We start from the raw sequence: 22110 nt of genomic DNA on the forward strand, positions 1-22110 counted from the left end.
GTTCAGGCGTCATCTGCAGGGAGATGGGCGGGGATGTCGATGCGTGAATCGCGACGCAGGGTGACCCGGAGCTCCGTCCGTCACCTGGGCGTGGCCGCCGCGGCAGCCCTCGTGGCCGGGGCGACCTCGGCGTGCACGGGTGCGGATGCGCCGACCCCGCGGCCCACGGTCGAGGGTCCGTCGTTCACGACGATTCCCGATGGCGGTGGCACGGTGACGGTGGATCGGCTCGAGCCTCCCGCGCAGTCGCCTGCCGATGTGACACGCCTGCTCGTCAGCAATGCGGACGGCCTCTTCTGGAGTGGTACGTCGGAGCCGGGCTTGGCCTCACCCGCGCGGGCAGGTCAGCGTTACCGGCTCACAGGTCGGTGCCTGCCGGCCACCACCGGGGGCACGCTCGTCGTCGACGTGCTCGGTCCGGGTGAGGGGGGCTCTGCGGGTGCTCCCTCGCGGCCGATGTCGGGTCCGCGCGTCGCGACGCTCACCGTCCCGTGCGACGGGACCGAGGTGCGGCTCGACCTCCGAAGCCTGCCCGCCGGGTCGGGCGAGCTCATGGTCACCGAGGCCACGAGCCAGGTCGCGACGGGCTGGGTCGTGCTGACCCGCAGCTCCTGACCCTCCTCCCAGACCGGCCACGCGGCGACTCGACCCGGCCGCGCGAGGCGGCGGCACGGCATACGTTCTCGGCGCGCGCGGCGGCCTTACCGCTGGTAACTTCGCCGGAATCAGGAGACCCACACTCCTCGGGGAGGCTTCGATGACGAAGCGCTGGTTCCGGACCATCCGACGACCCCTGGTCGCCGCTGCGGCGGCTGCCGTGGTCGGGGCGGCAGGGCTGGGCACGGCCGCTGCCACGGGAGACCCGTACACGCCGGTCAACCCGCAGAGTCCCGACTCGCAGGTCGACGTCACGGGGCCGCCGTTCAGCGGTACTCAGCCCGACGGCACGGTGCGCGGCTACGTCGACGCGCACACCCACCTCATGTCCAACGTCGGCTTCGGCGGCAACATCGTCTGCGGAGCGACCTTCAGCCCCAACGGGATCGCCGACGCCCTCAAGGACTGTGACAACCACTACCCCAACGGCCAGGCCGCGCTCATCGAGAACCTCACGAACAAGGCCGGCGGCAACCCGCTCGCCACCCACGACCCGGTGGGGTGGCCGACCTTCGCCGACTGGCCGAAATGGAGCAGCCTCACCCACCAGCAGATGTACTACACGTGGGTCGAGCGAGCCTGGCGCGGCGGCCAACGGATCTTGGTGGCCGACGCCGTCAACAACAACGTCCTGTGCAGCCTGCCCACACAGGTCAACCGCTACTCGTGCGACGACATGGACACGGTGCGCCGACAGATCGCCGAGACGAAGAAGCTCGAGGCGTTCGTCGACCAGCAGTACGGCGGCACCGGCAAGGGCTGGTTCCGGATCGCCTACTCCGCCGACGAGGCCCGCACCTACGTCGCCCAGGGCAAGCTCGCCGTCATCCTCGGCGTCGAGGTGAGCAACCCCTTCGGCTGCAAGCTCACCCTCGGTGTCCCCGGCTGCACCAAGGCGCAGATCGACGCCGGACTGACCGAGCTGCACGGGCTCGGGGTGCGCTCGATGTTCCTCTGCCACAAGTTCGACAACGCCCTGTGCGGCGTGCGCTTCGACGAGGGCACGCAGGGCGTCATCGTCAACCTCGGCAACTTCCTCAACACCGGCCAGTGGTGGCAGGTGCAGACGTGCACGGGTGAGCTGCACGACCACACCGTCGCCAACGGCGTCATCCCCAAGGAGCTCGCGCCCCTCCTGCCGCTCGGACTCGTCCTGCCGATCTACCCCGAGGGTCCGCACTGCAACCCGCGCGGACTCTCCTCGCTGGGGGAGTACGCCCTCGCCGGGATGATGCAACGCGGCATGGTCGTCGAGGTCGACCACATGAGCGTCAAGGCGGCCTCGCGCACGCTCGACCTGCTCGAGGCCGCGCACTACCCCGGCGTCGTGTCGTCGCACTCGTGGATGGACACCCACTTCACCGAGCGCCTCTACCGCTTGGGCGGGTTCGTCACGCAGTACGGCCACGACGCCGACGAGTTCGTCGACACGATGCACACCGACGAGGCGCTGCGCGCGAAGTACCACGTCGGCTACGGCTTCGGCATGGACATGAACGGCTTCGGGGGCACACCGGCGCCGCGACCGGGATCGAGCGTGACCTACCCCTTCACGACTCTGGGAGGCGCATCCGCCGACCGCCAGGTCACCGGCCAGCGCACCTGGGACTACAACGTCGACGGCGTCCCCCACTACGGCCTCATCCCCGACTGGGTCGAGGACATGCGGCGGATCGGTGGACAGCAGGTCGTCGACGAGCTGGCGATGGGCGCCGAGTCCTACCTCCGGACCGCCAAGGCCGCCCAGACCTGGACGCCGCCGCCCGACCTCGCGGCGGGGCGGCCGGCCACGGCCAGCAGCTACCAGTGGGACCTCTTCGCCGACTTCCGGGCGCCCCGCGCTGTCGACGGCCGGCGTGACACTCGATGGGCGAGCGCCTGGAGCGACAACCAGTGGTGGCGCGTCGACCTCGGCTCGGCGCGTCAGGTCGGTCGCGTCGTCCTCGACTGGGAGTCGGCCTACGCCCGCGACTACCGCGTCGAGGTCTCGACCGACGGGTCCACCTGGACGACCGTCGCGAGCCGCACCGGCGCGGACGGTGGCGTCGACGTGCTCGCGTTCACCCCGACGACGGCCCGCTACGTCCGCGTCGTCGGCACGAGGCGCGCGACGACGTACGGCTACTCGTTGTGGGAGGTCGGGGTCCAGGCCACCTGAGCGACCGTCGGAGTGGGCGACCGCCCGTCAGTCGACGAGGTCGACGTCCCAGCGTTCGTCGTCGCGCAGGCCCGGTGTCGTCCACGTCGGGTCCGGCCGCCACCGCGTCCACTCGTCGGCGAACGGCCAGTCGCGGGCGGCGAACGAGGCACGGGCGTGCTCCGCGTTGTGCCGGATGGCGTCCGCCTGATGGGGCGTCCCGCGTCCCTGCTCGACGGCGGCCACGAGCTCGTCGGCGTCCTTGACGTTGACCGTGCCGTCCGCCTCGATCCAGAGGTCGAGCACGTGGTCTCCGGTGAAGGTCTCTGCGCCGCAACGCTGGTGGGTCGTCTCGAGGTTGACGTACCAGCCGCCGAACTCCCAGGCGTCGTGTCCTGAGGGGTCAGCCGGGTCGATGCCGTCGGGCACGTCCCAGAAGAGCCACACCGACCACGGCACCCCGACCGGGGCGATCCGCAGGATGCCGGCGCCGTGCCACCGCGTGCGCGCCTGCACGCGCTGAGCGTCCCGGAGGAACCGCTCGCCCATCGGCACGTCGCGCAGGTCCGAGCCGTCGGCACACCGCTTCGTCAGGTGCACGGTGCCGGGCGCGAGCCAGGCCACGAGACCCCGCTCGTCGTCGCGGACGACCCGCATCGGGGACGCCGTCTCGGGGTGGCCCGGCTCCCACGCGTGGTCGCGGTAGCGCCACATGACAACCTCACCGGGGTCGAGGAAGGGGGCGACGCCGAGCGGGCGGGCCCCCTCGGGCGCCGACACGGCATACGGCTCGAGCACGGGTCCGGTGCGGTGCGCGTTCATGCCTTGGGCCGCTCGTCGACGATCCGGCGGGCCTTGCCGATCGAGCGCTCGATCGAGCCGGGTTCGCGCATCTCGACGCGGCACGTCGTGCCGATGCGGGCCTTGATCGTCGCCTCGAGCGTCCGGGCGATCTGCTCGGCGGCACCCGGCTCGAGCCGCGAGAGCGGCTCGACGAGCACGGTCAGCTCGACCATCCGGCCGGGCTGCGTCAGGACACACTGGAAGTACGGCGACAGCCGCGGTTCGGCGAGCACGTGCTCCTCGATCTGCGTCGGGAAGACGTTGACGCCGCGGACGATCATCATGTCGTCGGTGCGACCGGTGACCTTCTCCATCCTCCGCATCGACGGGACCGCGGTGCCCGGCAGCAGCCGCGTCAGGTCGCGGGTGCGGTAGCGGATGACGGGCATCGCCTGCTTCGTCAGCGACGTGAAGACGAGCTCGCCGAGCTCACCGTCGGGCAGCACCTCCTCGGTGATCGGGTCGATGACCTCGGGGTAGAAGTGGTCCTCCCAGATGTGGAGGCCGTCCTTCGTCGTCGCGGCCTCCTGGGCGACGCCGGGCCCCATGACCTCCGAGAGGCCGTAGATGTCGACGGCGTCCATGCCGGTGCGTCGCTCGATCTCCCGGCGCATCGACTCGGTCCACGGCTCGGCACCGAAGATCCCGACCTGCAGGCTCGTCGTCGCGGGGTCGACGCCTTCGCGCTCCATCTCGTCGAGCAGGCTGAGGAAGTAGCTCGGCGTCACCATGATGACGCGGGGCTGGAAGTCGCGGATCAGCTGCACCTGCCGCTCGGTCATGCCGCCGCTCACCGGCACGACCGTTGCGCCGAGACGCTCGACGCCGTAGTGCGCGCCGAGGCCCCCGGTGAAGAGGCCGTAGCCGTAGGCGACGTGGATGACGTCGCCCGGGTGACCGCCGGCGAGCCGGATCGAGCGGGCCATGAGGTCGGCCCACGTGTCGATGTCGGCCTTCGTGTAGCCCACGACCGTCGGACGGCCCGTGGTGCCCGAGCTCGCGTGCACGCGGACGACCTGCTCGCGCGGCACGGCGAACATCCCGAAGGGGTAGTTGGCGCGCAGGTCCGCCTTCGTCGTGAACGGCATCCGGCTCAGGTCGTCGAGCGAGCGCAGGTCGTCGGGGTGGAATCCCCTGGCGTCGAAGGCTGCTCGGTAGTGCGGGACGTTGTCGTATGCCGTCCGCACCGTCTGCTGGAGCCGCTCGAGCTGGGTGCCCCGCAGCTCGTCGACCCCGATCGTGGGGATCTCGTGGTCCGGCAGGCGCGGTCGGCTCTCGGGTGACTCCGTCGTCATGGGCCCATTGTGCCCACACCGTCCGGCCGAGGCTCCTCGCCCATGACGTCGAGTGGGCGCTGTCTCCGGGGAGAGAGCGCCCACTCGACGTGCACGGGGACGGTCAGGCGTCCGGCGTCTCCAGGGACTCCGCGTCGGCGGCGGCCTCGTCGTCCTCGGCGCGCATGCGCTTGAGGAACGACTGCGTCCGCTCGTGCTGCGGGTTGCTGATGACGTCCTTCGGCTTGCCCTGCTCGACGACGACGCCACCGTCCATGAAGACGACGTGGTCGGCGACGTCGCGGGCGAAGCCCATCTCGTGCGTCACGACGATCATCGTCATGCCCTGGTCGGCGAGCTCGCGCATGACGCGGAGCACCTCGCCGACGAGCTCGGGGTCGAGCGCGGACGTCGGCTCGTCGAAGAGCATGAGCTTGGGGTCCATCGCGAGCGCCCGGGCGATGGCGACCCGCTGCTGCTGGCCACCGGAGAGCTGTGCCGGGTAGGCGTTCGGCTTGTCGCCGAGGCCGACCTGCTCGAGCAGCTCGAGCGCGCGTGCCCGCGCCTGCTTCTTGCCGACCCGCCGCACCTGGACGGGAGCCTCCATGACGTTCTGGAGAGCCGTCATGTGCGGGAACAGGTTGAAGCGCTGGAAGACCATGCCGATCTCACGGCGCTGCGTCGCGACCTGCTTGTCCGTGAGGTGGTGCAGCTGCCCGCCGTCGTCGCGGAAGCCGACGAGGTCGCCGTCGACCCAGATGCGACCGCCGTCGATCTCCTCGAGCTGGTTGATGCAGCGCAGGAACGTCGTCTTGCCCGATCCCGAGGGGCCGAGCAGGCAGACGACCTCGCCGCGGTGCACATCGAGGTCGATGCCCTTGAGCACCTCGTTGCCGTGGAAGCTCTTGAGCACGTTGAGCGCGCGGACGAGGGGCTGGTCCTCGCCGGTGCGCGAGCGAGCGTCGGTCCCGGTGGCGGGCCCGCTCGTGGGCTCGCTCGTGGGCTCGCTGGTGGTGGTGTCTGACATCAGGCGCCTCCTGCCCCGGCCGGACGCGCGAAGCGCTTGTTGGGTGCCCCGGTGCCGAAGCCTCGGCCGAAGCGCCGCTCGAGGAAGTACTGCCCGACCATGAGGACCGACCCGACGAGGAGGTACCAGGCGGTGACGGCGACGAACGACGGCATGATCTGCAGCGTCCGGGTGCCGATGGCGCGGGTCTGGTAGAAGAGCTCGGTGATGATCGGGATGGCCGAGAGCAGCGAGGTGTCCTTGACCATGGCGATGGTCTCGTTGCCCGTCGGCGGCACGATGACGCGCATCGCCTGGGGGAGCACGATGCGGCGCATGGACTGGCCACGGTTCATGCCGAGCGCGGCCGCCGCCTCGTTCTGACCCTTGTCGACCGACAGGATGCCGGCCCGTGCGATCTCGGCCATGTAGGCCGCCTCCGACAGGCCGAGGCCGATGATGCCCGCCAGCAGGCTGCTCGAGAACTGGTTGACGTCGAGCGTGAAGAACGTGAAGTCGCTCGAGAGCCCCATGAGGGAGGCCAGCTGCTTGCCGAACGGGATGCCGAAGTCGAGGTTGGCGTAGAGGAAGCCGACGCCGCTGCCGATCATCGCGAGGAGCACGAGGCGCGGGATGCCGCGGAAGAACCACGTGTAGACGAAGGAGACGCCGCGCAGGACGGGGTTGTGCGACAGGCGCAGGATCGCGATGATCACGCCGCCGACGATGCCGATGGCCATCGACCCGATGGTGCCGACGATGGTGCCCTTCCAGAGCCCTTCGAGCACCGGCTTCTGGTTCATGATCTCCAGGGCCTTGGAGAAGCCCCACCGCTCGTTGGTGATGAACGAGCTGATCAGCATCGCGACGAGGACGATGATGACGGCGAGCGCGACCCATCGTCCGGGGTGCCGGACCGGCCGGGCCTCGATGAGGCCCGGCCGGTCGTCGGTGGTCGGTGTGGTCACCGGATCACTCACGGGTTGAGGGCGAAGTCGCTGATCGCGCCGGCCTCGACGGAGAACTTCTTGAGGGCCGCCTCGTAGCTGCCGTCCTTCTGCGTGGCCTTGAGCGCCTCGACGAGGAGGTTGGCGAAGTCCGTCTGGTCCTTCGGCACGACATAGCCGTAGGGAGCCGAGTCGTAGATGGCGCCGAGGGCCTCGAGCTGGCCGGTCTGCTTGACGGCGTAGAGGCCGACGGGGGAGTCGGCGAGCATGGCGTCGGTCTTGCCGCTGACGACGTCGGCCGTGACCTGGTCCTGGCCCTCCTGGACGATCTGGTTGATGGCCGACTTGCCGGCGTCGGTGCACTTCTTGCTGCGGGCGGTGAGGTCGTCGATCTGCACGGTGCCCTTCTGGACGCCGATGTTGCGGCCGCAGGCGTCGTCGATGTTGACACCCTTGGGGTTGCCCTTGGCGACGACCCACTGGGTGCCGGCCTTGTAGTAGCTCACCATGTTGACCTGCTTCTTGCGGTCCGGATTGATGGTGAAGCTCGAGACGCCGACGTCGTACTTGCCACCCGTCACGCCGAGGATGATCGAGTCGAAGCTGGCCGGGACCCACTCGGTCTTGAGGCCGAGCTTGGCCGCCACGGCGTTGAAGACGTCGACGTCGAAGCCCTCGACCGTCTTGCCGTCGCCCGCGAGCATCTCGCTCGGGGCGTACGTCGGGTCGGTGCCGATGACGATCTTGCCCGCCGACTTCAGCTTGGCGGGAACCTTGGCCGCGAGGGCCTGGTCGACGCCACCGCCGGCGGCCGTCCCGGCGGGGGTGCTGCCCGCGCCCGGCGAGCTGGACAGCGAGTCCGACCCACAGGCGGAGAGCGTGAGGCCGGCGGCGACGAAGCCGGTGACGGCGATGAGGGACATGCGACGCATCAAGATGGTCCTTCCGGGGCGAACGCGGTCATTCAGGTGCGGGCGCTACGGTGCGCCGGCTGATTGGCCGATCCTGCCACCTTTCGGTGCGGGTGCCCACGGATGCAGCCGAACCGTTAGCGGGCCCACAGGAAAGCCCCGGGTGCGGCCTCGCCGGGCACCCGTCGAGGGCTCGGTTAACGTCCTCGGCGCCCGCTCGGGTAGTCTTTGTCCCAGTGGTCCGCCCAGTTCTGCCTCGGGCCGCTTCTTCTTGGCCTGGCGGAGTGTCGCCGGCCCCGTCGATTCGCTCTTGCGCCGCGACACCTCACAGCTGAGGCCCTTCGCGCCGGGCAGAACGACCGCTTCCACTTTTTGGAGTATCCACCTGTGTCCACTGACACGAACTTCGCCGTTCTCGGCGTGCCCGCCGACCTCGTCACGATCCTCGACGGTCTCGGCATCACCACCCCGACGCCCATCCAGGCCGCGACGCTGCCCGACTCCCTCGCCGGGCGCGACGTCCTCGGCCGTGGCCGCACCGGCTCCGGCAAGACGTACGCCTTCCTGCTGCCGCTGCTGACCCGCCTCTCGCAGTCGCGTCGGAGCCGCCTGGCCCGCCGTCCGCGCGCGCTCATCCTCGCCCCGACCCGCGAGCTCGTGACGCAGATCGACACCGCGATGGCCCCGCTCGCCAAGGCGCTCGGCCTCAACTCGCAGACGATCTTCGGCGGCGTCGGCCAGAACCCGCAGGTCCAGGGCCTCCGGAACGGCGTCGACGTCATCGTCGCCTGCCCCGGCCGTCTCGAGGACCTCATGCAGCAGGGTCACGTCAACCTCGACAGCGTCGAGGTCACGATCCTCGACGAGGCTGACCACATGGCCGACCTCGGCTTCCTGCCGGGCGTGCGCCGGATCATGGAGAAGACGCCCCGCAACGGCCAGCGCCTCCTCTTCTCGGCGACGCTCGACGGCGCGATCAACGTGCTCGTCAACAAGTTCCTGCACCAGCCCGTGACGCACGAGGCCGACTCGGCGCAGTCGCCCGTCTCGACGATGAGCCACCACGTGCTCCATGTCGACAACGGCTCGCACCTGCCGGTCATCCTCGACCTCACCGCGGCTCCGGGCCGCAAGGTCGTCTTCACCCGCACCAAGCACCGGGCCAAGAAGCTCGCCAAGCAGCTCAACGCCTCGGGAGTTCCGGCCGTCGAGCTGCACGGCAACCTCAGCCAGGGTGCCCGCACGCGCAACATGGACGACTTCCACTCGGGCCGCGCGCAGACGCTCGTCGCGACCGACATCGCCGCCCGTGGCATCCACGTCGACGACGTCGCGCTCGTCATCCACGCCGACCCGCCGGTCGAGCACAAGGCGTACCTGCACCGCTCGGGTCGCACGGCCCGCGCCGGCAACGACGGCATCGTCGTCACGATGATGCTCGACGAGCAGGTGCGCGACGTGCGCGACCTGACCCGCAAGGCCGGCATCAAGCCGACGACGACGCGCGTCCAGCTCGGCCACCCGCTCCTGACCGAGCTCGCCCCCGGCGACCGGTCGTATGCCGGCGGCCTCGTCCGCGAGGACGCCCCGGCCCGCTCGGGCTCCGGCTCGGGCTCGAACTCGGCGTCCGGCGGCTCCGGCCGCGCCCGTGGTCGTGCGCGTGGCCAGGGCGGCAGCGGCGCTGCCACCGGTGGTGGCCGCGGTGCAGGTCGCGGGGCCGGCGAGGGTGCTCGTGGGCCCGGCGCCGGTGGTCGCGGCTCGGGTCGTGGTCGCTCCGGCCAGAGTGGCGAGGGCCAGGGCGGCGGTCGCCGCTCGGGCGGCGCCGGCAACGGTGGCGGCTCCGGCCGTCGCGGCGGCTCCTCGACCGTCTACTCGACGAGCAGCGGCGGCAGCGCCGCGGCGTTCTCCGCCGGCACCCGCGCCGGTGGCCGCCGCTCCCGCTGACCCAGCGCACGTCAATCGTCGAGAGGCCAAGGTTCGTCACGAACCTTGGCCTCTCGACGGTCTGGCACCCGCGAACCTTGGCCTCTCGACGAGGAGGACCCGCGAACTTTGGCCTTTCGACGGTTCAGGGTCAGGGGCGCTTGAGGCTGCGGCTCCGGCCGCGGAACTCGGCGATGATCTGACCGTCGGACTCCCGCTTGACCGTCACGTCCGTGATGCCGCTGCGCCCGAACGCCGAGCGCACGTGGCCATCGGCGACGAGCACGTCACCGAGCCGGCCCGGCGCGGTGAAGGAGATGTCGGCCCCGGCCGCCACCGTGAGGCGCCCCCGCGAGTTGCAGGCGAGCGCGAAGCACGAGTCGGCCAGGGTGAAGATGTAGCCGCCGTGGCAGATGGCGTGACCGTTGACCATGTCGTCGCGGATCGCCATCCGCACGACGGCGTGGTCCTGCTCGACGACGGCGGCCTCCATGCCGAGGCGTCGCGAGGCCACGTCGTCGTCCCACATCTGCCGGGCGAACGCGACCCCGGCCTCGACGTCCTGGCCGTCCCCACCACCGGCGGGCAGCTGGGTCTCGCTCACGTCAGGCTCCCGTCGGTCAGGGCCGGGCTCGGCCGGTAGCGACCACCGGGGAAGGCCTCGTCGAGCTCGGTGAGCTGCCGGGCGACGACGTCGAAGCCGATCTCGCGGCCCCACGCGATGGGCCCCTTCGGGTAGCGCGTGCCGAGCTGCATCGCCGTGTCGACGTCGTCGACGCTCGCCTCACCGCGGGCGACGAGGTCGACGGCCTCGTTGACGAGCATCGCGAGCGTGCGCGCGAGCGGGTCGGTCGCGACCGGTCCACCGACGAGGCGCTCGGCGAGCTCGACGTCCGGCTCGGCACCGGTGACCGAGCCGTCGGCGGCATACGCGTACACCCCGGAGCCCGTCTTGCGGCCGAGCCGGCCGGCCTCGACGAGACCCTGCTGGAAGGCCGTCGGCGCGTAGCGCTCGTCACGTCCCGTCTGCTCCCACACCGACGTGCCGACGGCGAGGTTGACGTCCTGCCCGATGAAGTCGGTGAGCTCGAGCGGCCCCATCGGGAAGCCGCCCTTCTCGCGGAGCGCCCAGTCCACCGTCGCCGCGTCGGCGACGCCGCTCTCGACGATGCGCTGCGCCTCGCCGTAGAAGGGACGCGCGACGCGGTTGACGATGAAGCCCGGGGTCGAGCTGCACCGCACCGGCGTCTTGCCCCAGGCGTCCATGAGCGCGACGGCGTGCTCGACGAAGGCCCGCGCGGTGCGCTCGCCGTGCACCACCTCGACGAGCCGCATGACGGGCGGCGGGTTGAAGAAGTGCAGTCCGAGCACCCGCTCCGGGTCGGCCACCTCGGCGGCGATGTCGTCGATGTCGATGCTCGACGTGTTCGTCGCGAGCACCGTCGTCGACGGCTGGACGTCGGCGAGGTCGGCGAAGATCCGGCGCTTGAGGTCGAGGTCCTCGGGCACGGCCTCGATGACGAGGCCGCACTCGGGCAGCTCCTCGACCGACGCGGCCGGGGTGATGCGTGCCAGCACCGCCGACGCGTCCTCGTCGGACAGGCGGCCCTTGTCCACGAGCCGCTTGAGGGCGGCGCCGATCGTGTCGACGGCACCTGCCGCGGCGCCCGGCACCGAGTCGACGAGGGTGACCGCGTGGCCCGCGGTGGCCGCCACCTGGGCGATGCCGGCCCCCATGGCCCCCGCCCCGATGACGCCGACGGGTCCGAAGGCGGACTGGTCGGGGTGGTCCGTGCTGGCCTCGGTGGTGTCCCTGTCCATGCCCGCCATCCTGCCGCGTGGCCCACCCCGGGCGCGCGGCGGGCGGTCGCGGACCGCCCGTGACGGCATACGGCTGAGGTCCGGAGCGGGGCTAGCATCGACCCGTGACTGCACCGGCAACGACGCCCACCCACCCCCTGCTCGACGCGCACGCGGGAGTCCTCGACGAGATCCGTCAGGCCCTGGCGAGCCGCAGCTGGTACTCCCGCTACCCCGAGTCGCCCAGCCCCCGCGTCTACGGCGAGACGGCCGCGGCCGACGGGCTCGCCGCGCACGAGGCCCACCTGGACGGGGCGTATGCCGCCCTGTCGAGCCAGCCGACCGACGGCACCCTCGTGGGGAGCGAGGTCTCCCCCTACGGACCGACGCTCGGCGCGACCTACCCGGCGCTCGACGTCGATGCCGGGCTCGCGGCGGCACGCGCGGCCATGGCGGCCTGGCGAGACGCGGGTCCGCAGGTGCGGGCCGCGGTGTGCGTCGAGATCGTCGACCGCATCAACAAGCGCAGCTTCGAGATCGCCAACGCCGTCATGCACACGTCTGGGCAGCCCTTCGTCATGTCGTTCCAGGCCGGCGGCCCGCACGCCCAGGACCGGGCGATCGAGGCGATCGCGGCGGGGCTCGTCGAGCAGGAGCGGGTGCCCGCGTCGGTCGTCTGGGAGAAGCCGGGTCGTGATCGCGAGGGGAAGCCCGCGCCGACGCGGATGCAGAAGGACTACCGCCTCGTGCCGCGCGGGGTCGCGCTCGTCATCGGGTGCAACACCTTCCCGACGTGGAACGCCTACCCCGGCATCTTCGCCTCGCTCGTCACGGGCAACGCGGTCGTCGTCAAGCCGCACCCGCGGGCCGTGCTGCCGCTCGCGATCTCCGTCGAGGTCGCGCGGTCGGTGCTCGCCGAGGCCGGCTTCGACCCGGCCCTCGTGCAGCTCGCGGCCGAGGCCGACGGGCAGGGTCTCGCCAAGACCCTCGCCGAGCGCGACGAGGTCGCGATCATCGACTACACCGGAGGCCCGGCCTTCGGGGCCTGGCTCGAGGAGTCGGCGGCCGCGCACGGCAAGCTCGTCTACACCGAGAAGGCCGGCCTCAACTCGATCGTCGTCGACTCGACCGACGACCTGCGCGGGATGCTCGGCAACCTCGCCTTCAGCCTCACGCTCTACTCCGGGCAGATGTGCACCGCCCCGCAGAACCTCTACGTGCCCGAGGGGGGCGTCGACACCGACGAGGGCCACCTGACCTTCGACGAGTTCGGCGAGCGACTGGCCGGCGCCGTCGGCCGGCTCACCGGTGACGACGCCAAGGCCGTCGAGCTGCTCGGGGCCACGGTCAACGACCAGGTCCGCTCCAACGCAGACTCCCTCGCCTCGATCGCCGAGGACGCCGACGGCCGCGTCGTGCTCGACTCGCGTCGCGTCGTGCACCCGACGTGGGGCGACGCCGTCGTGCGCGCCCCGGGTCTCGTCGCCGTCGACGTCGCCCGCGAGGACGTCTACACCCAGGAGTGCTTCGGTCCCGTCGGCTTCCTCATCCGGACGGCCTCGACGGAGCAGTCGCTCGCGCAGCTCGCCGACACGGTGCGCGAGCACGGTGCCATGACCGCTGCCGTCTACTCGACGAGCGACGCGGTGCTCGATGCGGCGCGTGACGCGGCGGCCGAGGGTGGGGTCGCCCTGTCCGAGAACCTGACGGGGCAGATCTTCGTCAACCAGACGGCTGCCTTCTCCGACTTCCACGGCACCGGGGCCAACCCGGCCGCGAACTCCGCCTACACCGACGCCGCCTTCGTCGCGAACCGCTTCCGCGTCATCACGTCGCGCCGTCACGTCTGAGCTGCTGATGGTCCTCGCTCCAGCTCAGCTCGACCGGGCGACCTTGCAACGCAAGGTGGTCCGCACTCTCGTCGGGTCGCAGATCCTCAGCGGGGTCGGCATGGCCTGCGGCATCGCCGTCGGCGCGCTGATCGCCGAGGACCTCAGCGGCACCGAGGCGCTCGCCGGTGTCGGCACGACAGCCCAGGTGCTCGGCACGGCGCTGCTGACGATCCCCGTCGCCCGGGCGACGGCCGCCCGGGGCCGCCGCGTCGGGCTGCGCTGGGGTCTGGCCGTGGCCTTCGTCGGGGCGTCGCTCGTGCTCGTGGCGGCCGTGCTGCGCTCGTTCCCCCTCTTCGTCGTCGGCATGTTCCTCTTCGGTGGCGGCACGACCGCCAACAACCAGACGCGGTATGCCGCCGCCGACCTCGCGGACCCGGCGCGCCGCGGGCGCGACCTGTCGATCGTCGTGTGGGCCACGACGATCGGCTCGGTGGTCGGACCGAACCTCGTCGGACCGGGCAAGGTGCTCGCGCACCGTCTCGGGTTGCCCGAGCTGGCCGGGACGTTCGTCTTCTCCCTCGTCGGCTTCGTGGCCGCCTGGCTCGTCGTCGACCGGCTGCTGCGGCCCGACCCGCTGCTCACGGCGCGTGCCCTCGACGCCGCCCACCGCGAGGAGGGGCGCCGGGCTGCGGCGCCTGACGTCGTGGCCGACCCGGCATCCGGCGGCGTCGCCGACGTGCCGAACCACGACGGCTCGATGCGCCGCGGCCTCGCCGTGGTGCGGTCGAACCCGCGGGCGCTCCAGGCGATCCTCGTCATGGCGCTCGGCCACCTCGTCATGGTCAGCGTCATGGTCATGACGCCGATCCACATGAAGCACGGTCACGCGGAGCTCGAGGTCATCGGCTTCGTCATCTCGGTGCACATCCTCGGGATGTTCGCCCTGTCGCCGCTCGTGGGGGCGGCCGTCGACCGGTGGGGCGCGCCGCCGGTCGCCATGACGGGCGGCGTCGTGCTCACGGTCGCATCGCTGCTCGCGTCGCGCTCCCAGGCCGGCTGGTCCGGCCTGCTGCTCGTCGCCCTCTTCCTGCTCGGGGTGGGGTGGTCGTGCACCCTCGTGTCGGGCTCGACCCTGCTCACGTCGGTCGTCACGACCGACGAGCGTCCCGCCACCCAGGGACTCGCCGACGTGCTCATGGGTCTCGCGGGTGCCGGGGGAGGCGTGGCGGCCGGCATCGTCGTCGGGTCGCTCGGCTACTCGGCGCTCGCGTCGGGGTCGGCCGCGGTCGGCGTCGTCATCCTCGTCGTCGGCGCGGCCCGTGTGAGGCGCACCGCCGCCGACGTCAGCTGAGCAGGGCCAGCACGAAGCCGATGAGCGGCAGCGTGCCCTGGGTCAGGGCGGCTCGCACGTAGCTGCGGCCGGTCGTGACGAGCACCGCGGCCGCGGCCACCATCGAGCCCGTGCAGAAGAGGGCGAGGGTGCGCCCGGCCGTGTCGTGGCCGGTCCACCAGAGCACGAGGCCGAGCGCGGCGCCGATGCCGAGGAAGAGGTTGTAGAAGCCCTGGTTGTAGGCCATCGGCCGGGTCACGTCGGCAGCCGCCTGGTCAGCGACGCCGAAGCGCTTCCACACCTCGGGGCGGGTCCAGCCGACGCTCTCCATCCAGAAGATGAAGAAGTGCAGCAGTGCGGCCAGCCCGACGAACACGCTCGCGGCGATCTTCATGATCGGATCGTAGGGGTCCGGGACCCGCAGGACGTGGCCTCTCGACGTGTGGAGACCCGCAGATCGTGGCCTCTCGACGTGTGGAGGAGGCTCCGGCGGTCAGGCGGTCAGGCGGTCAGGCGGTGATGCGCAGGGTGCTCGTGCGGTCGGGCTTGACGAGCACCTCGATGCGGTCGGCGACCCGCGACTTCAGCTCGGTGACGTGGCTGACGATGCCGACGGTGCGGCCCCCCTCGCGCAACCCTTCGAGGGTGTGCATGACGTCGTCGAGCACGTCGGGGTCGAGGGTGCCGAAGCCTTCATCGACGAAGAGCGTGCCGAGGTCGACGCCGCCGGACTCGGCGCGCACGACCTCGGCGAGGGCGAGGGCGAGCGACAGGGAGACGTAGAAGGTCTCACCGCCGGAGAGGGTGCCGACCTCGCGGACCTGGTTGGTGTGCATGTCGTGGACGCGCACGCCGAGCCCGGACTTGGCGTTGCCCTTCTTGGCGTCGGTGTGCTCGAGCGTGTAGCGGCCGCCGGAGAAACGGCCGAGCTCGGTGTTGGCCGCCGACAGCACCTCGGTGAAGCGGCGGATGAGGACGTACTTCGCGAGGTCGAGGTTCAGCTGGTTGTCGCCGTTGCCCGCGACGAGCTGGCCGACCCGCACGGCGTCGGCGGTCGAGGTGATGACGGCGGCGTTGCGGGCCATGGCCTCGCGGATGTCGGTGACCCGTCGCTTGGTGCGCGTCACCTGGTCACGGAGGCTCCCGTGCTCGTTGCTCGCGGCCTCCATGTCCTTCTTCGCGGCGGCCGCGAGGGCCTCGAGCTGCTCGATGTCGTCGAAGAGGGCGTCGAGCTGGACGTCGGCGAGCTCTGGCCCGGTCAGCCCGGCGCGCACCTGGGTGCAGGCCCGCTCGAACTCCGCGATCTCCTGGGTGTTGGCATTGATCCACTCGGCGCCGCGGTCGGCCGCCATCCACTCGGCGACGTCGGCGAAGCCGAACTGCGCGAGGTCGGCGTCGCGCGCCGCGGTGTCCTCGGCGACCGACGACGCGGCGACGTCACGCTGCCCGAGAGCGTCGACGAGGGAGTCGATGCGGCTGGCGCCGGCGACGAGAGCCTCGCGTCGCGCGGTGACGCTGGGGTGGCCGTCACGGGCCTGCTCGACGACGACCGTCTCCTCGGCGATGCGGCCGTCGAGGTCGACGACCGACTGCTCGCCGCGCGCGAGATCGGCACCGAGCCGGGCGGCCTCGGCGCTGAGCGTGTCGACGCGGTCGCGCAGCTCGGTCACACGCGCCGCCCCGGCCTCGACGTCGGCCCGGGCCTGCACCGAGGCCGCGAGGTCGTGCGCCGTCGCCTCGGCCCGGGCGCGGGCCTCGGTCACGTCGAGCCCCTCGCACCGGGCCGTGAGCTCGCGCACCTCTGACCGGAGGGCCCCGAGGGCCTCCGCGGTGGTGGCGGCCTGCTCGCGCAGCCGGACGACGCGGGACTCCTCGGCGTCGATCTGCTCGGGGGTGACGGCGTCGAGGGTCGGGCGGGCAGGGGAGGGGTGCTCGACGGACCCGCACACCGGGCACGGGTCGCCGCCGACGAGCGAGAGCCCGAGCTCGCCGGCGATCCCGTCGATGCGAGCCCGGCGCAGCCCCGCGAGCGACGACTCGGCCGCCGCCACCGTGCCCAGCGCCTCGGTCGCGGCCGACTCGGCCCGCGGCACCCGAGCTACCGCAGCCGCGCGGGCCACCGACGCCTCGAGCCGGGCCCTCGCCCGATCGCCCTCGGCGGCGCGCCCGTCGAGCAGTGCCGCCAGACGGCGCGCCTCTGTGAGCGCCGCCTCGTGCGTGGCGATGGTGCCGGGGAGGGCCTCGAGCTCGCTCGTCACCGACGCCACCGACCGACGTGCTCCGTCGAGCCGCTCGCGCAGCCGCGCCAGGTCCGCGATGCGGCCGGCGAGCGCGCCCTCGAGCGCGATGGCACCGGTGAGGGAGCCGACGACCTCACGGGCCTGGGCGGCGGCCTCGCGCAGGGCAGTCGGTCCGCGGTCGCGCAGCGCCGGGTCGACGCGGGCGCGGGCCTGCGTCAGGGCTGCCTCTGCGCGCTTGAGCGTCGCCTCGGACTGGGCCAGGGTGCGCACGGCGCCGGCCACCGGGCGAGCCTGGCGCGCTCGGGCCACCTCCTCGCCGAGCTGCTGGAAGGCCACCGCCTGCTTGCCGAGGTCGTGCTCCTGCTGCTGGAGCTGGATGAGCCGCTCGCGGCGCTGCATGCGCAGCCGGGCGTCGCTGACCATGTCGGCCATCTGCTTGTGCGTCTCGATGGCCTCGCGGCTCGCCTTGCCCGCGTGGCGCTCGCGCGTCGTCAGCTCGTCGACGACCTGGGCCAGCTCGGCGTCGAGGGACTCCGGCGTCGTGCGGCTCAGGTCCTCGAGCTCGTCGCGCCGCTCGGTCTCGAGCCCGGCCGACACCGCCAGGGCGTGCACCGCGAGCCGGATCTCGTCGACCGCTGACTGGCGCCGGGCCTGCGCGGCCCGCCCGGCCTCGACGATCTCGTCCTGGACCCGGCGGAAGAACGCCGTGCCGAAGACCTTCTCGAGGAGCTTGCCCTTGTCCTCGGACCGGGCGCGCAGGAACGTCGCGAACTCGCCCTGCGGCAGGATCACGGTCTGCACGAACTGGTCGCGGGTGAGCCCGACGGCGCGGGTGATCTCGTCGTCGCAGTCCCCGATGTTGGTCGAGAGCAGCTCGCCGCCCTCGAGGTCGTCGGGCGTCTGGAGGCGCCACAGCTTGATCGTCGGCTGCTGCACCGTCGTGCCGTCGCCGCGCGACTTGGGGCGCTCGAAGCGAGGCGTGCGCTGGACGCGGTAGAGCCCCGACTGCGTCTCGAAGACGAGCACGACGACCGGCACGGTGCGCGGGTCGGCGTGGTGGGAGTGGATGCGCTCGACGTCGGCCGAGGCCTGCGCGACCTTGCCGTAGAGCGCGAACGTGATGGCGTCGATGATCGTCGACTTGCCCGACCCGGTGGGCCCCTCGAGCAGGAAGAGGCCGGCGCGCCCGACGGTGGTGAAGTCGATGACCTCGGTGCCCGCATACGGCCCGATGGCCGTCATGGACAGGTGGTGCAGCTGCACGTCACGCCACCTCCTGCGCCTCGGCCCGGTGCTGGGCCCGGACGGCGGCCTCGAAGCCGGCCTCGAAGACGTCGACCTCGCCGCCGCTCGCCTCGGTCTTGGTGACGTAGGCGATGAAGTCGGAGCCGAGCTCGCGGGGGTCGCGCTCGCTGACGACGGTCGTGCCGCCTCGCCCGCGGTCGATCGCGCCCTCGGGCTCGTGGAAGACCTGCAGGGCGTGCGGGAAGCGGGACTTGAGGCGGTCCATGAGCGAGTCGGGGCGCACCCGGTCGGTGACCGTGACGCGCACCCACGCGGCCTCGGCGCTCGCGAACGACGGCGACTCGAGCAGCTCGTCGAGGCGACCGCGCAGCGTCGCCATGGCGCGCGGCTGCACGATCTCGACCGGGGTCACCCGGGCCGGGCCGGACGCGTCGAGGTCGACGAGGAGCACGACCTTCTCGTGGTCCTGCTCGGAGAACGAGTAGCGCAGCGGCGACCCCGAGTAACGCACGACCGAGCCGTCTGCGGCCTCCGGCGCCTGCGGCCCGTGGAGGTGCCCGAGCGCGGCGTAGTCGAGGCCGTGGAAGACCGTGCCGGCCACCCGGTCGACGCCGCCGACCATGATCGAGCGCTCGGAGTCGCTCGGCTCGGCGCCCGCCACGAACGCGTGGGCCAGCACGACCGACCGCACCCCGGGCCGGTCGGCGAGGTCGGCGCGGATGCGGTCGCACGCCGCACCCACGACGGCCTGGTGCGACCGGGGCAGCGGCTCGCCACCCCCTGCCAGCGCAACGCGCGCGTGGTCGGGGTCGAGGTAGGGGATGCCGTAGACCACGGCCTGCACGCCGTCGCTGCCCTCGAGGAGCAGGGGCAGGTCGAGCTGGCCGAGGTCGGTGACCATCCGGATGCTGTCGCGGAAGAGGCCGGCGCCATAGCCGAGCCGGATCGCCGAGTCGTGGTTGCCCGACGTGATGACGACGGTGGTGACGGCCGACAGGCGCGAGAGGGTCCACTCGAAGAGCTGGACCGACTCGACGGGCGGCACCCCGCGGTCGTAGACGTCGCCCGCGACGAGCACGGCGTCGATCGGGATGCCGTCGGGTGGGTCCTCGACGAGCTCGCAGATGCGCTCGAGCACGGCCGACTGCGCCTCGTGGAGGTTCACGCCGTGGAGCGTGCGCCCGAGGTGCCAGTCGGAGGTGTGGAGCAACCGCATGCCACGACGGTAGGACCCTGCGCCCACACCCTCGACACCGACACCCCGACGGCCCCTGCGCCCGTCGCCGAGCGGTGGTGCGAGAGCGCCCGCGACCGTCGGTGCGGACCCCTACCGTGGTCGGATGGAGCGCCCCGACCGTCCCCACGTCGTCGTCTACAACGAGGCCAGCATCGACGGGAGGGTCGTCGGCTTCGACACCGACCCGTCCCGCTACTACCGGCTGGGCTTCCGCTGGCGCAGCGACGCGATCCTCATGGGCAGCACGACCGCCCTCGCCTTCGGGCCGCCCGAGTCCGATACCGACCAGCAGCGCATCCTGCTGCGGCCCGAGCGCGTGCCCGTCGTGCCCGGCTTCGAGTCGCTCGTCACCGAGCCGCGCCCGCTCCTCGTCGTCCCCGACAGCCGCGGCGCCGTGCGGTGCTGGACCCACGCCCTGTCCCAGCCGTGGTACCGCGACGTCGTCGTCCTCGTCACGCGCCACACCCCGACCGACTACCTGCGCTACCTCGACCGCCGCGGCATCGAGCACGTCGACGCGACCGGACCGGCGTCCGGTCGCGTCGACCTCGCCGCAGGGCTCGCGCACCTCGCGGGTTCGCACGGCGTGCGCGACGTCCGCACCGACGGTGGCGGCGCGCTCACCGGCGCCCTGCTCGCCGCCGGGCTCGTCGACGAGATCGTCGTCCTGCTCGACCCGGTGGTGTCGAGCGACCCGGACGGCCAGCGGCTGGTCACGCTGCCCCACGCGGGGCCACCCGGCGGCATACGCCTGCGGCTCGACGACGTCGAGCGCTTCGACGACGGCGCGCTCCTCCTGCGCTACGCGACGGCCACCGACCGGGCTCCTACTGGCTGAGCTGGAGATCCATCCGTTCGAGGAGGGCCTCGAGGGCCTCCTCGAAGTCCACCTCGACCCGGTCCTCCTCGAGCTTCGGAGCCAGCCGCTGCACGGTGGGGAAGGCGTCCAGGGGCAACGTCCCGTCGTCGTTGGGCTGGTGGGCCCCGCCCTCGTCGAGAGGCGTCTCCGGCCCCGAGAACTGCGCCCCCCGGGTGGCCGACTCGAGCAGCAGGTGGCCGAGCAGGAAGCTCGTGTAGGTGCGGTAGGCCCACACGGCCTGGTCCTCGGTGAAGCCGCGCTGCATCAACCCGTTGAGGAACTCCTCGACCACCGCGAGGCTGCGCAGGGGAGGCCGCAGCCACGGCGCCGCCGGGTGTCGCGTGGCGATCAGGGGGAAGGCCAGCGGATGGTCGAGGGCGAGCCGTCGCACGTTGTGCGCCATCCACTGCAGGAACGCCTGCCAGCCGTCGGAGGGCTCCATGCGCGTGCCGGGGTCGATCTCGAGCGAGGACACGAGGCGGTCGACGACTCCTTCGAGGAGGTCCTCGCGCCCGTTGACGTAGCGGTAGAGGGCCATGGCCTCGACGCCGAGACGTGCGCCGAGACGGCGCATGGTCAGTGCGTTGACACCCTCGGCGTCGACGAGCGCGATGGCTTCGTCGACGATGCGGTCTCGGGTGAGGCGGTGCCCTCCGTCGGCGCGGCATGCTCCGGCCGCCTCCTCCGGCTCGGGCGGGGCTCCCGGGGTCGTCATGGCTGCTCCTCGGACGCTCGGCGGTGGTTCCCTCGAGTCCATCATGCCCGGCTGGCACCGCCCACTCCCCGGTCGGACGCGAACGGGCGGAACCCCATGGGGATTCCGCCCGTTCGAGAGCCGGTTCGACCGGAGTGGACGTCAGTACGTGCTCTGACCGCCGTTGGTCGGACGGTAGTGGCTGTCGGGCTGGTCGTCGGCCTCGAACGCCGTGGTCCGGGTCGGGTCGAAGGACGCCGTGGGCTGACCCGTCTCGGGCCGCCCGTGGTAGAAGTCGTCAGCCGAAGCGGCCTCCTGGGGGGCCGGGGTGGTGGTGTCGCCCCCGTCGTGACGCGCCTTCGCCTGACGTGCCTGCTCGCCGACGCCCGGGGCCTGTCGTACCTGCTCGCGGACCCGGCCGGTCTCCTCGGCCAGGGTGTCGAGGTAGCCCTCCCAGCGAGCCTGCATCGGCTTGACGAGGCCGCCTCCGACGCCGACGACGATCACGCCGGCCACGGTCGCCAGCACGGCGATGAGCACCGGCATCGTCACGGTGGTGGCGATACCGACCTGCCCCAGAGCGGCGATGATGCCGAGCCCCAGGATGAAGATGCTGGCGATGTTGGCGAGCAGCTTGCCGTAGGACAGGCCGCCCAGGGTGTTGGTGATGAGCTCGCGCACGGCAGCGGCGATCGCAGCGGCCACGACGACGATGACGATGGCCACGACGGCCTTGGGCAGGAATGCGATGACCCCGCTGAGCAGGTCACTGATCGGGTTGGGGCCCCAGATGCCGAAGGCGAGCTGGAGCACGAAGAGCAGCAGGGCGTAGTAGACGATCTTGCCGACGATGGTCGACGCGTCGTACTCGCTCCTGGCCAGCGCGCGCTTGATGCCTCCGCGCTCGACTGCGCGGTCGAAACCGACCCGCTCGAGGACCTTGTCGACGACCTTCCCGATGGCCTTGGCGACGAGCCAGCCGATCACGAGGATGACCAGGAAGGCCAAGAACTTGGGTACGAAGAGCGCCACGGACCTCCACAGGTCCGTCAGTGCTGTGCTGATGTTGTCCACGAGAGTCTCCAGGGAGTCGATGGTTTACGTTGTAAACGCCAGTCGGGGTGGTACCTACCCCGCCTGCCCCGGAGGGAAACCTCGACGACCGCTGGGCGTAG

At 71.9% G+C, this 22110-nt stretch carries 18 protein-coding genes; 6 read left to right on the plus strand and 12 right to left on the minus strand.

Going from position 1 to position 22110, the window contains the following annotated elements; all coding sequences use genetic code 11:
• Positions 1 to 456: 456 nt before the first annotated feature.
• Both ASE25_RS22830 and ASE25_RS13690 read left to right on the plus strand, forming a co-directional pair.
• The gene (locus tag ASE25_RS22830) at positions 457 to 615 is read left to right on the plus strand and encodes a hypothetical protein (protein WP_156415505.1); all 159 of its coding nucleotides are present in this window, start codon (positions 457 to 459) and stop codon (positions 613 to 615) included.
• A 142-nt stretch (positions 616 to 757) separates the two neighbouring features.
• Positions 758 to 2815 carry a discoidin domain-containing protein gene (locus ASE25_RS13690; RefSeq protein WP_056826092.1) on the plus strand — a complete coding sequence of 686 codons (2058 nt, stop codon included), beginning with the start codon at positions 758 to 760 and terminating at the stop codon, positions 2813 to 2815.
• Positions 2816 to 2842: 27 nt separating this feature from the next.
• Here the strand turns inward: ASE25_RS13690 and ASE25_RS13695 are convergent, their stop codons facing one another.
• The 5 genes from ASE25_RS13695 to ASE25_RS13715 form a co-directional block, all read right to left on the minus strand.
• Positions 2843 to 3616 carry a DUF402 domain-containing protein gene (locus tag ASE25_RS13695; RefSeq protein WP_056826094.1) on the minus strand — a complete coding sequence of 258 codons (774 nt, stop codon included), beginning with the start codon at positions 3614 to 3616 and terminating at the stop codon, positions 2843 to 2845.
• The gene (gene paaK / locus ASE25_RS13700; protein ID WP_056774452.1) at positions 3613 to 4932 is read right to left on the minus strand and encodes a phenylacetate--CoA ligase PaaK; all 1320 of its coding nucleotides are present in this window, start codon (positions 4930 to 4932) and stop codon (positions 3613 to 3615) included. The genes ASE25_RS13695 and paaK overlap by 4 nt, the downstream gene beginning before the upstream one ends.
• Positions 4933 to 5035: 103 nt before the next feature.
• Complete coding sequence (locus ASE25_RS13705; protein WP_056774450.1) at positions 5036 to 5938, minus strand: amino acid ABC transporter ATP-binding protein; 903 nt, start codon at positions 5936 to 5938, stop codon at positions 5036 to 5038.
• Complete coding sequence (locus tag ASE25_RS13710) at positions 5938 to 6885, minus strand: amino acid ABC transporter permease (RefSeq protein WP_056774447.1); 948 nt, start codon at positions 6883 to 6885, stop codon at positions 5938 to 5940. The genes ASE25_RS13705 and ASE25_RS13710 overlap by 1 nt, the downstream gene beginning before the upstream one ends.
• A gap of 8 nt (positions 6886 to 6893) precedes the next feature.
• A complete protein-coding gene (locus tag ASE25_RS13715) occupies positions 6894 to 7796 on the minus strand; it encodes an ABC transporter substrate-binding protein (RefSeq protein WP_056774443.1) in 903 nt (300 codons plus the stop codon).
• Positions 7797 to 8162: 366 nt separating this feature from the next.
• On the opposite strand from ASE25_RS13715, the gene ASE25_RS13720 reads away from it, so the two are divergent.
• Complete coding sequence (locus tag ASE25_RS13720) at positions 8163 to 9719, plus strand: DEAD/DEAH box helicase (protein ID WP_056774440.1); 1557 nt, start codon at positions 8163 to 8165, stop codon at positions 9717 to 9719.
• Positions 9720 to 9849: 130 nt separating this feature from the next.
• Here ASE25_RS13720 and paaI read toward each other — a convergent pair whose 3' ends face one another.
• Together paaI and ASE25_RS13730 are read right to left on the minus strand one after the other, a co-directional pair.
• Positions 9850 to 10302 (minus strand): hydroxyphenylacetyl-CoA thioesterase PaaI, encoded by a 453-nt coding sequence (paaI, locus tag ASE25_RS13725; protein WP_200959111.1) that lies wholly within the window; start codon positions 10300 to 10302, stop codon positions 9850 to 9852.
• On the minus strand, positions 10299 to 11519 hold the full coding sequence (locus tag ASE25_RS13730; protein ID WP_056774438.1) for a 3-hydroxyacyl-CoA dehydrogenase NAD-binding domain-containing protein: 1221 nt from the start codon (positions 11517 to 11519) through the stop codon (positions 10299 to 10301). The genes paaI and ASE25_RS13730 overlap by 4 nt, the downstream gene beginning before the upstream one ends.
• A 104-nt stretch (positions 11520 to 11623) precedes the next feature.
• Here ASE25_RS13730 and paaN point away from each other — a divergent pair, with 104 nt between their 5' ends.
• Complete coding sequence (gene paaN / locus ASE25_RS13735) at positions 11624 to 13348, plus strand: phenylacetic acid degradation protein PaaN (RefSeq protein WP_056774436.1); 1725 nt, start codon at positions 11624 to 11626, stop codon at positions 13346 to 13348.
• 7 nt (positions 13349 to 13355) lie between these two features.
• On the plus strand, positions 13356 to 14681 hold the full coding sequence (locus ASE25_RS13740; protein WP_056826096.1) for an MFS transporter: 1326 nt from the start codon (positions 13356 to 13358) through the stop codon (positions 14679 to 14681).
• On the opposite strand, the gene ASE25_RS13745 is transcribed toward ASE25_RS13740, so the two are convergent.
• The 3 genes from ASE25_RS13745 to ASE25_RS13755 form a co-directional block, all read right to left on the minus strand.
• Entirely contained in the window at positions 14674 to 15054 is a 381-nt protein-coding gene (locus ASE25_RS13745) for a DUF1304 domain-containing protein (RefSeq protein ID WP_056826098.1), read from the minus strand. The genes ASE25_RS13740 and ASE25_RS13745 overlap by 8 nt on opposite strands.
• A gap of 115 nt (positions 15055 to 15169) precedes the next feature.
• Positions 15170 to 18163 (minus strand): AAA family ATPase, encoded by a 2994-nt coding sequence (locus tag ASE25_RS13750; protein ID WP_056826099.1) that lies wholly within the window; start codon positions 18161 to 18163, stop codon positions 15170 to 15172.
• 1 nt (position 18164) lies between these two features.
• Positions 18165 to 19361, minus strand: a complete 1197-nt coding sequence (locus ASE25_RS13755) for an exonuclease SbcCD subunit D (protein WP_056826101.1) — start codon at positions 19359 to 19361, stop codon at positions 18165 to 18167.
• 124 nt (positions 19362 to 19485) lie between these two features.
• On the opposite strand from ASE25_RS13755, the gene ASE25_RS13760 reads away from it, so the two are divergent.
• Complete coding sequence (locus tag ASE25_RS13760; protein ID WP_056826103.1) at positions 19486 to 20220, plus strand: dihydrofolate reductase family protein; 735 nt, start codon at positions 19486 to 19488, stop codon at positions 20218 to 20220.
• Here ASE25_RS13760 and ASE25_RS13765 read toward each other — a convergent pair.
• Complete coding sequence (locus ASE25_RS13765) at positions 20210 to 20956, minus strand: TetR/AcrR family transcriptional regulator (RefSeq protein ID WP_082622875.1); 747 nt, start codon at positions 20954 to 20956, stop codon at positions 20210 to 20212. The genes ASE25_RS13760 and ASE25_RS13765 overlap by 11 nt on opposite strands.
• 141 nt (positions 20957 to 21097) lie before the next feature.
• The gene (locus ASE25_RS13770; RefSeq protein ID WP_200959113.1) at positions 21098 to 22009 is read right to left on the minus strand and encodes a hypothetical protein; all 912 of its coding nucleotides are present in this window, start codon (positions 22007 to 22009) and stop codon (positions 21098 to 21100) included.
• Positions 22010 to 22110 lie beyond the last annotated feature (101 nt).

The sequence above is a fragment of the Terrabacter sp. Root85 genome, assembly GCF_001429185.1.
GTDB lineage: Bacteria > Actinomycetota > Actinomycetes > Actinomycetales > Dermatophilaceae > Terrabacter.

What these genes read in the sequence shown, in the direction of transcription:
- ASE25_RS22830 (WP_156415505.1), top strand. Translation starts at nt 457, where the DNA reads ATGTCGGGTCCGCGCGTCGCGACGCTCACCGTCCCGTGCGACGGGACC.
- ASE25_RS13690 (WP_056826092.1), top strand. Translation starts at nt 758, where the DNA reads ATGACGAAGCGCTGGTTCCGGACCATCCGACGACCCCTGGTCGCCGCT.
- ASE25_RS13695 (WP_056826094.1), bottom strand. Translation starts at nt 3,616, where the DNA reads ATGAACGCGCACCGCACCGGACCCGTGCTCGAGCCGTATGCCGTGTCG.
- paaK (WP_056774452.1), bottom strand. Translation starts at nt 4,932, where the DNA reads ATGACGACGGAGTCACCCGAGAGCCGACCGCGCCTGCCGGACCACGAG.
- ASE25_RS13705 (WP_056774450.1), bottom strand. Translation starts at nt 5,938, where the DNA reads ATGTCAGACACCACCACCAGCGAGCCCACGAGCGAGCCCACGAGCGGG.
- ASE25_RS13715 (WP_056774443.1), bottom strand. Translation starts at nt 7,796, where the DNA reads ATGCGTCGCATGTCCCTCATCGCCGTCACCGGCTTCGTCGCCGCCGGC.
- ASE25_RS13730 (WP_056774438.1), bottom strand. Translation starts at nt 11,519, where the DNA reads ATGGACAGGGACACCACCGAGGCCAGCACGGACCACCCCGACCAGTCC.
- ASE25_RS13740 (WP_056826096.1), top strand. Translation starts at nt 13,356, where the DNA reads ATGGTCCTCGCTCCAGCTCAGCTCGACCGGGCGACCTTGCAACGCAAG.
- ASE25_RS13745 (WP_056826098.1), bottom strand. Translation starts at nt 15,054, where the DNA reads ATGAAGATCGCCGCGAGCGTGTTCGTCGGGCTGGCCGCACTGCTGCAC.
- ASE25_RS13755 (WP_056826101.1), bottom strand. Translation starts at nt 19,361, where the DNA reads ATGCGGTTGCTCCACACCTCCGACTGGCACCTCGGGCGCACGCTCCAC.
- ASE25_RS13760 (WP_056826103.1), top strand. Translation starts at nt 19,486, where the DNA reads ATGGAGCGCCCCGACCGTCCCCACGTCGTCGTCTACAACGAGGCCAGC.
- ASE25_RS13765 (WP_082622875.1), bottom strand. Translation starts at nt 20,956, where the DNA reads ATGACGACCCCGGGAGCCCCGCCCGAGCCGGAGGAGGCGGCCGGAGCA.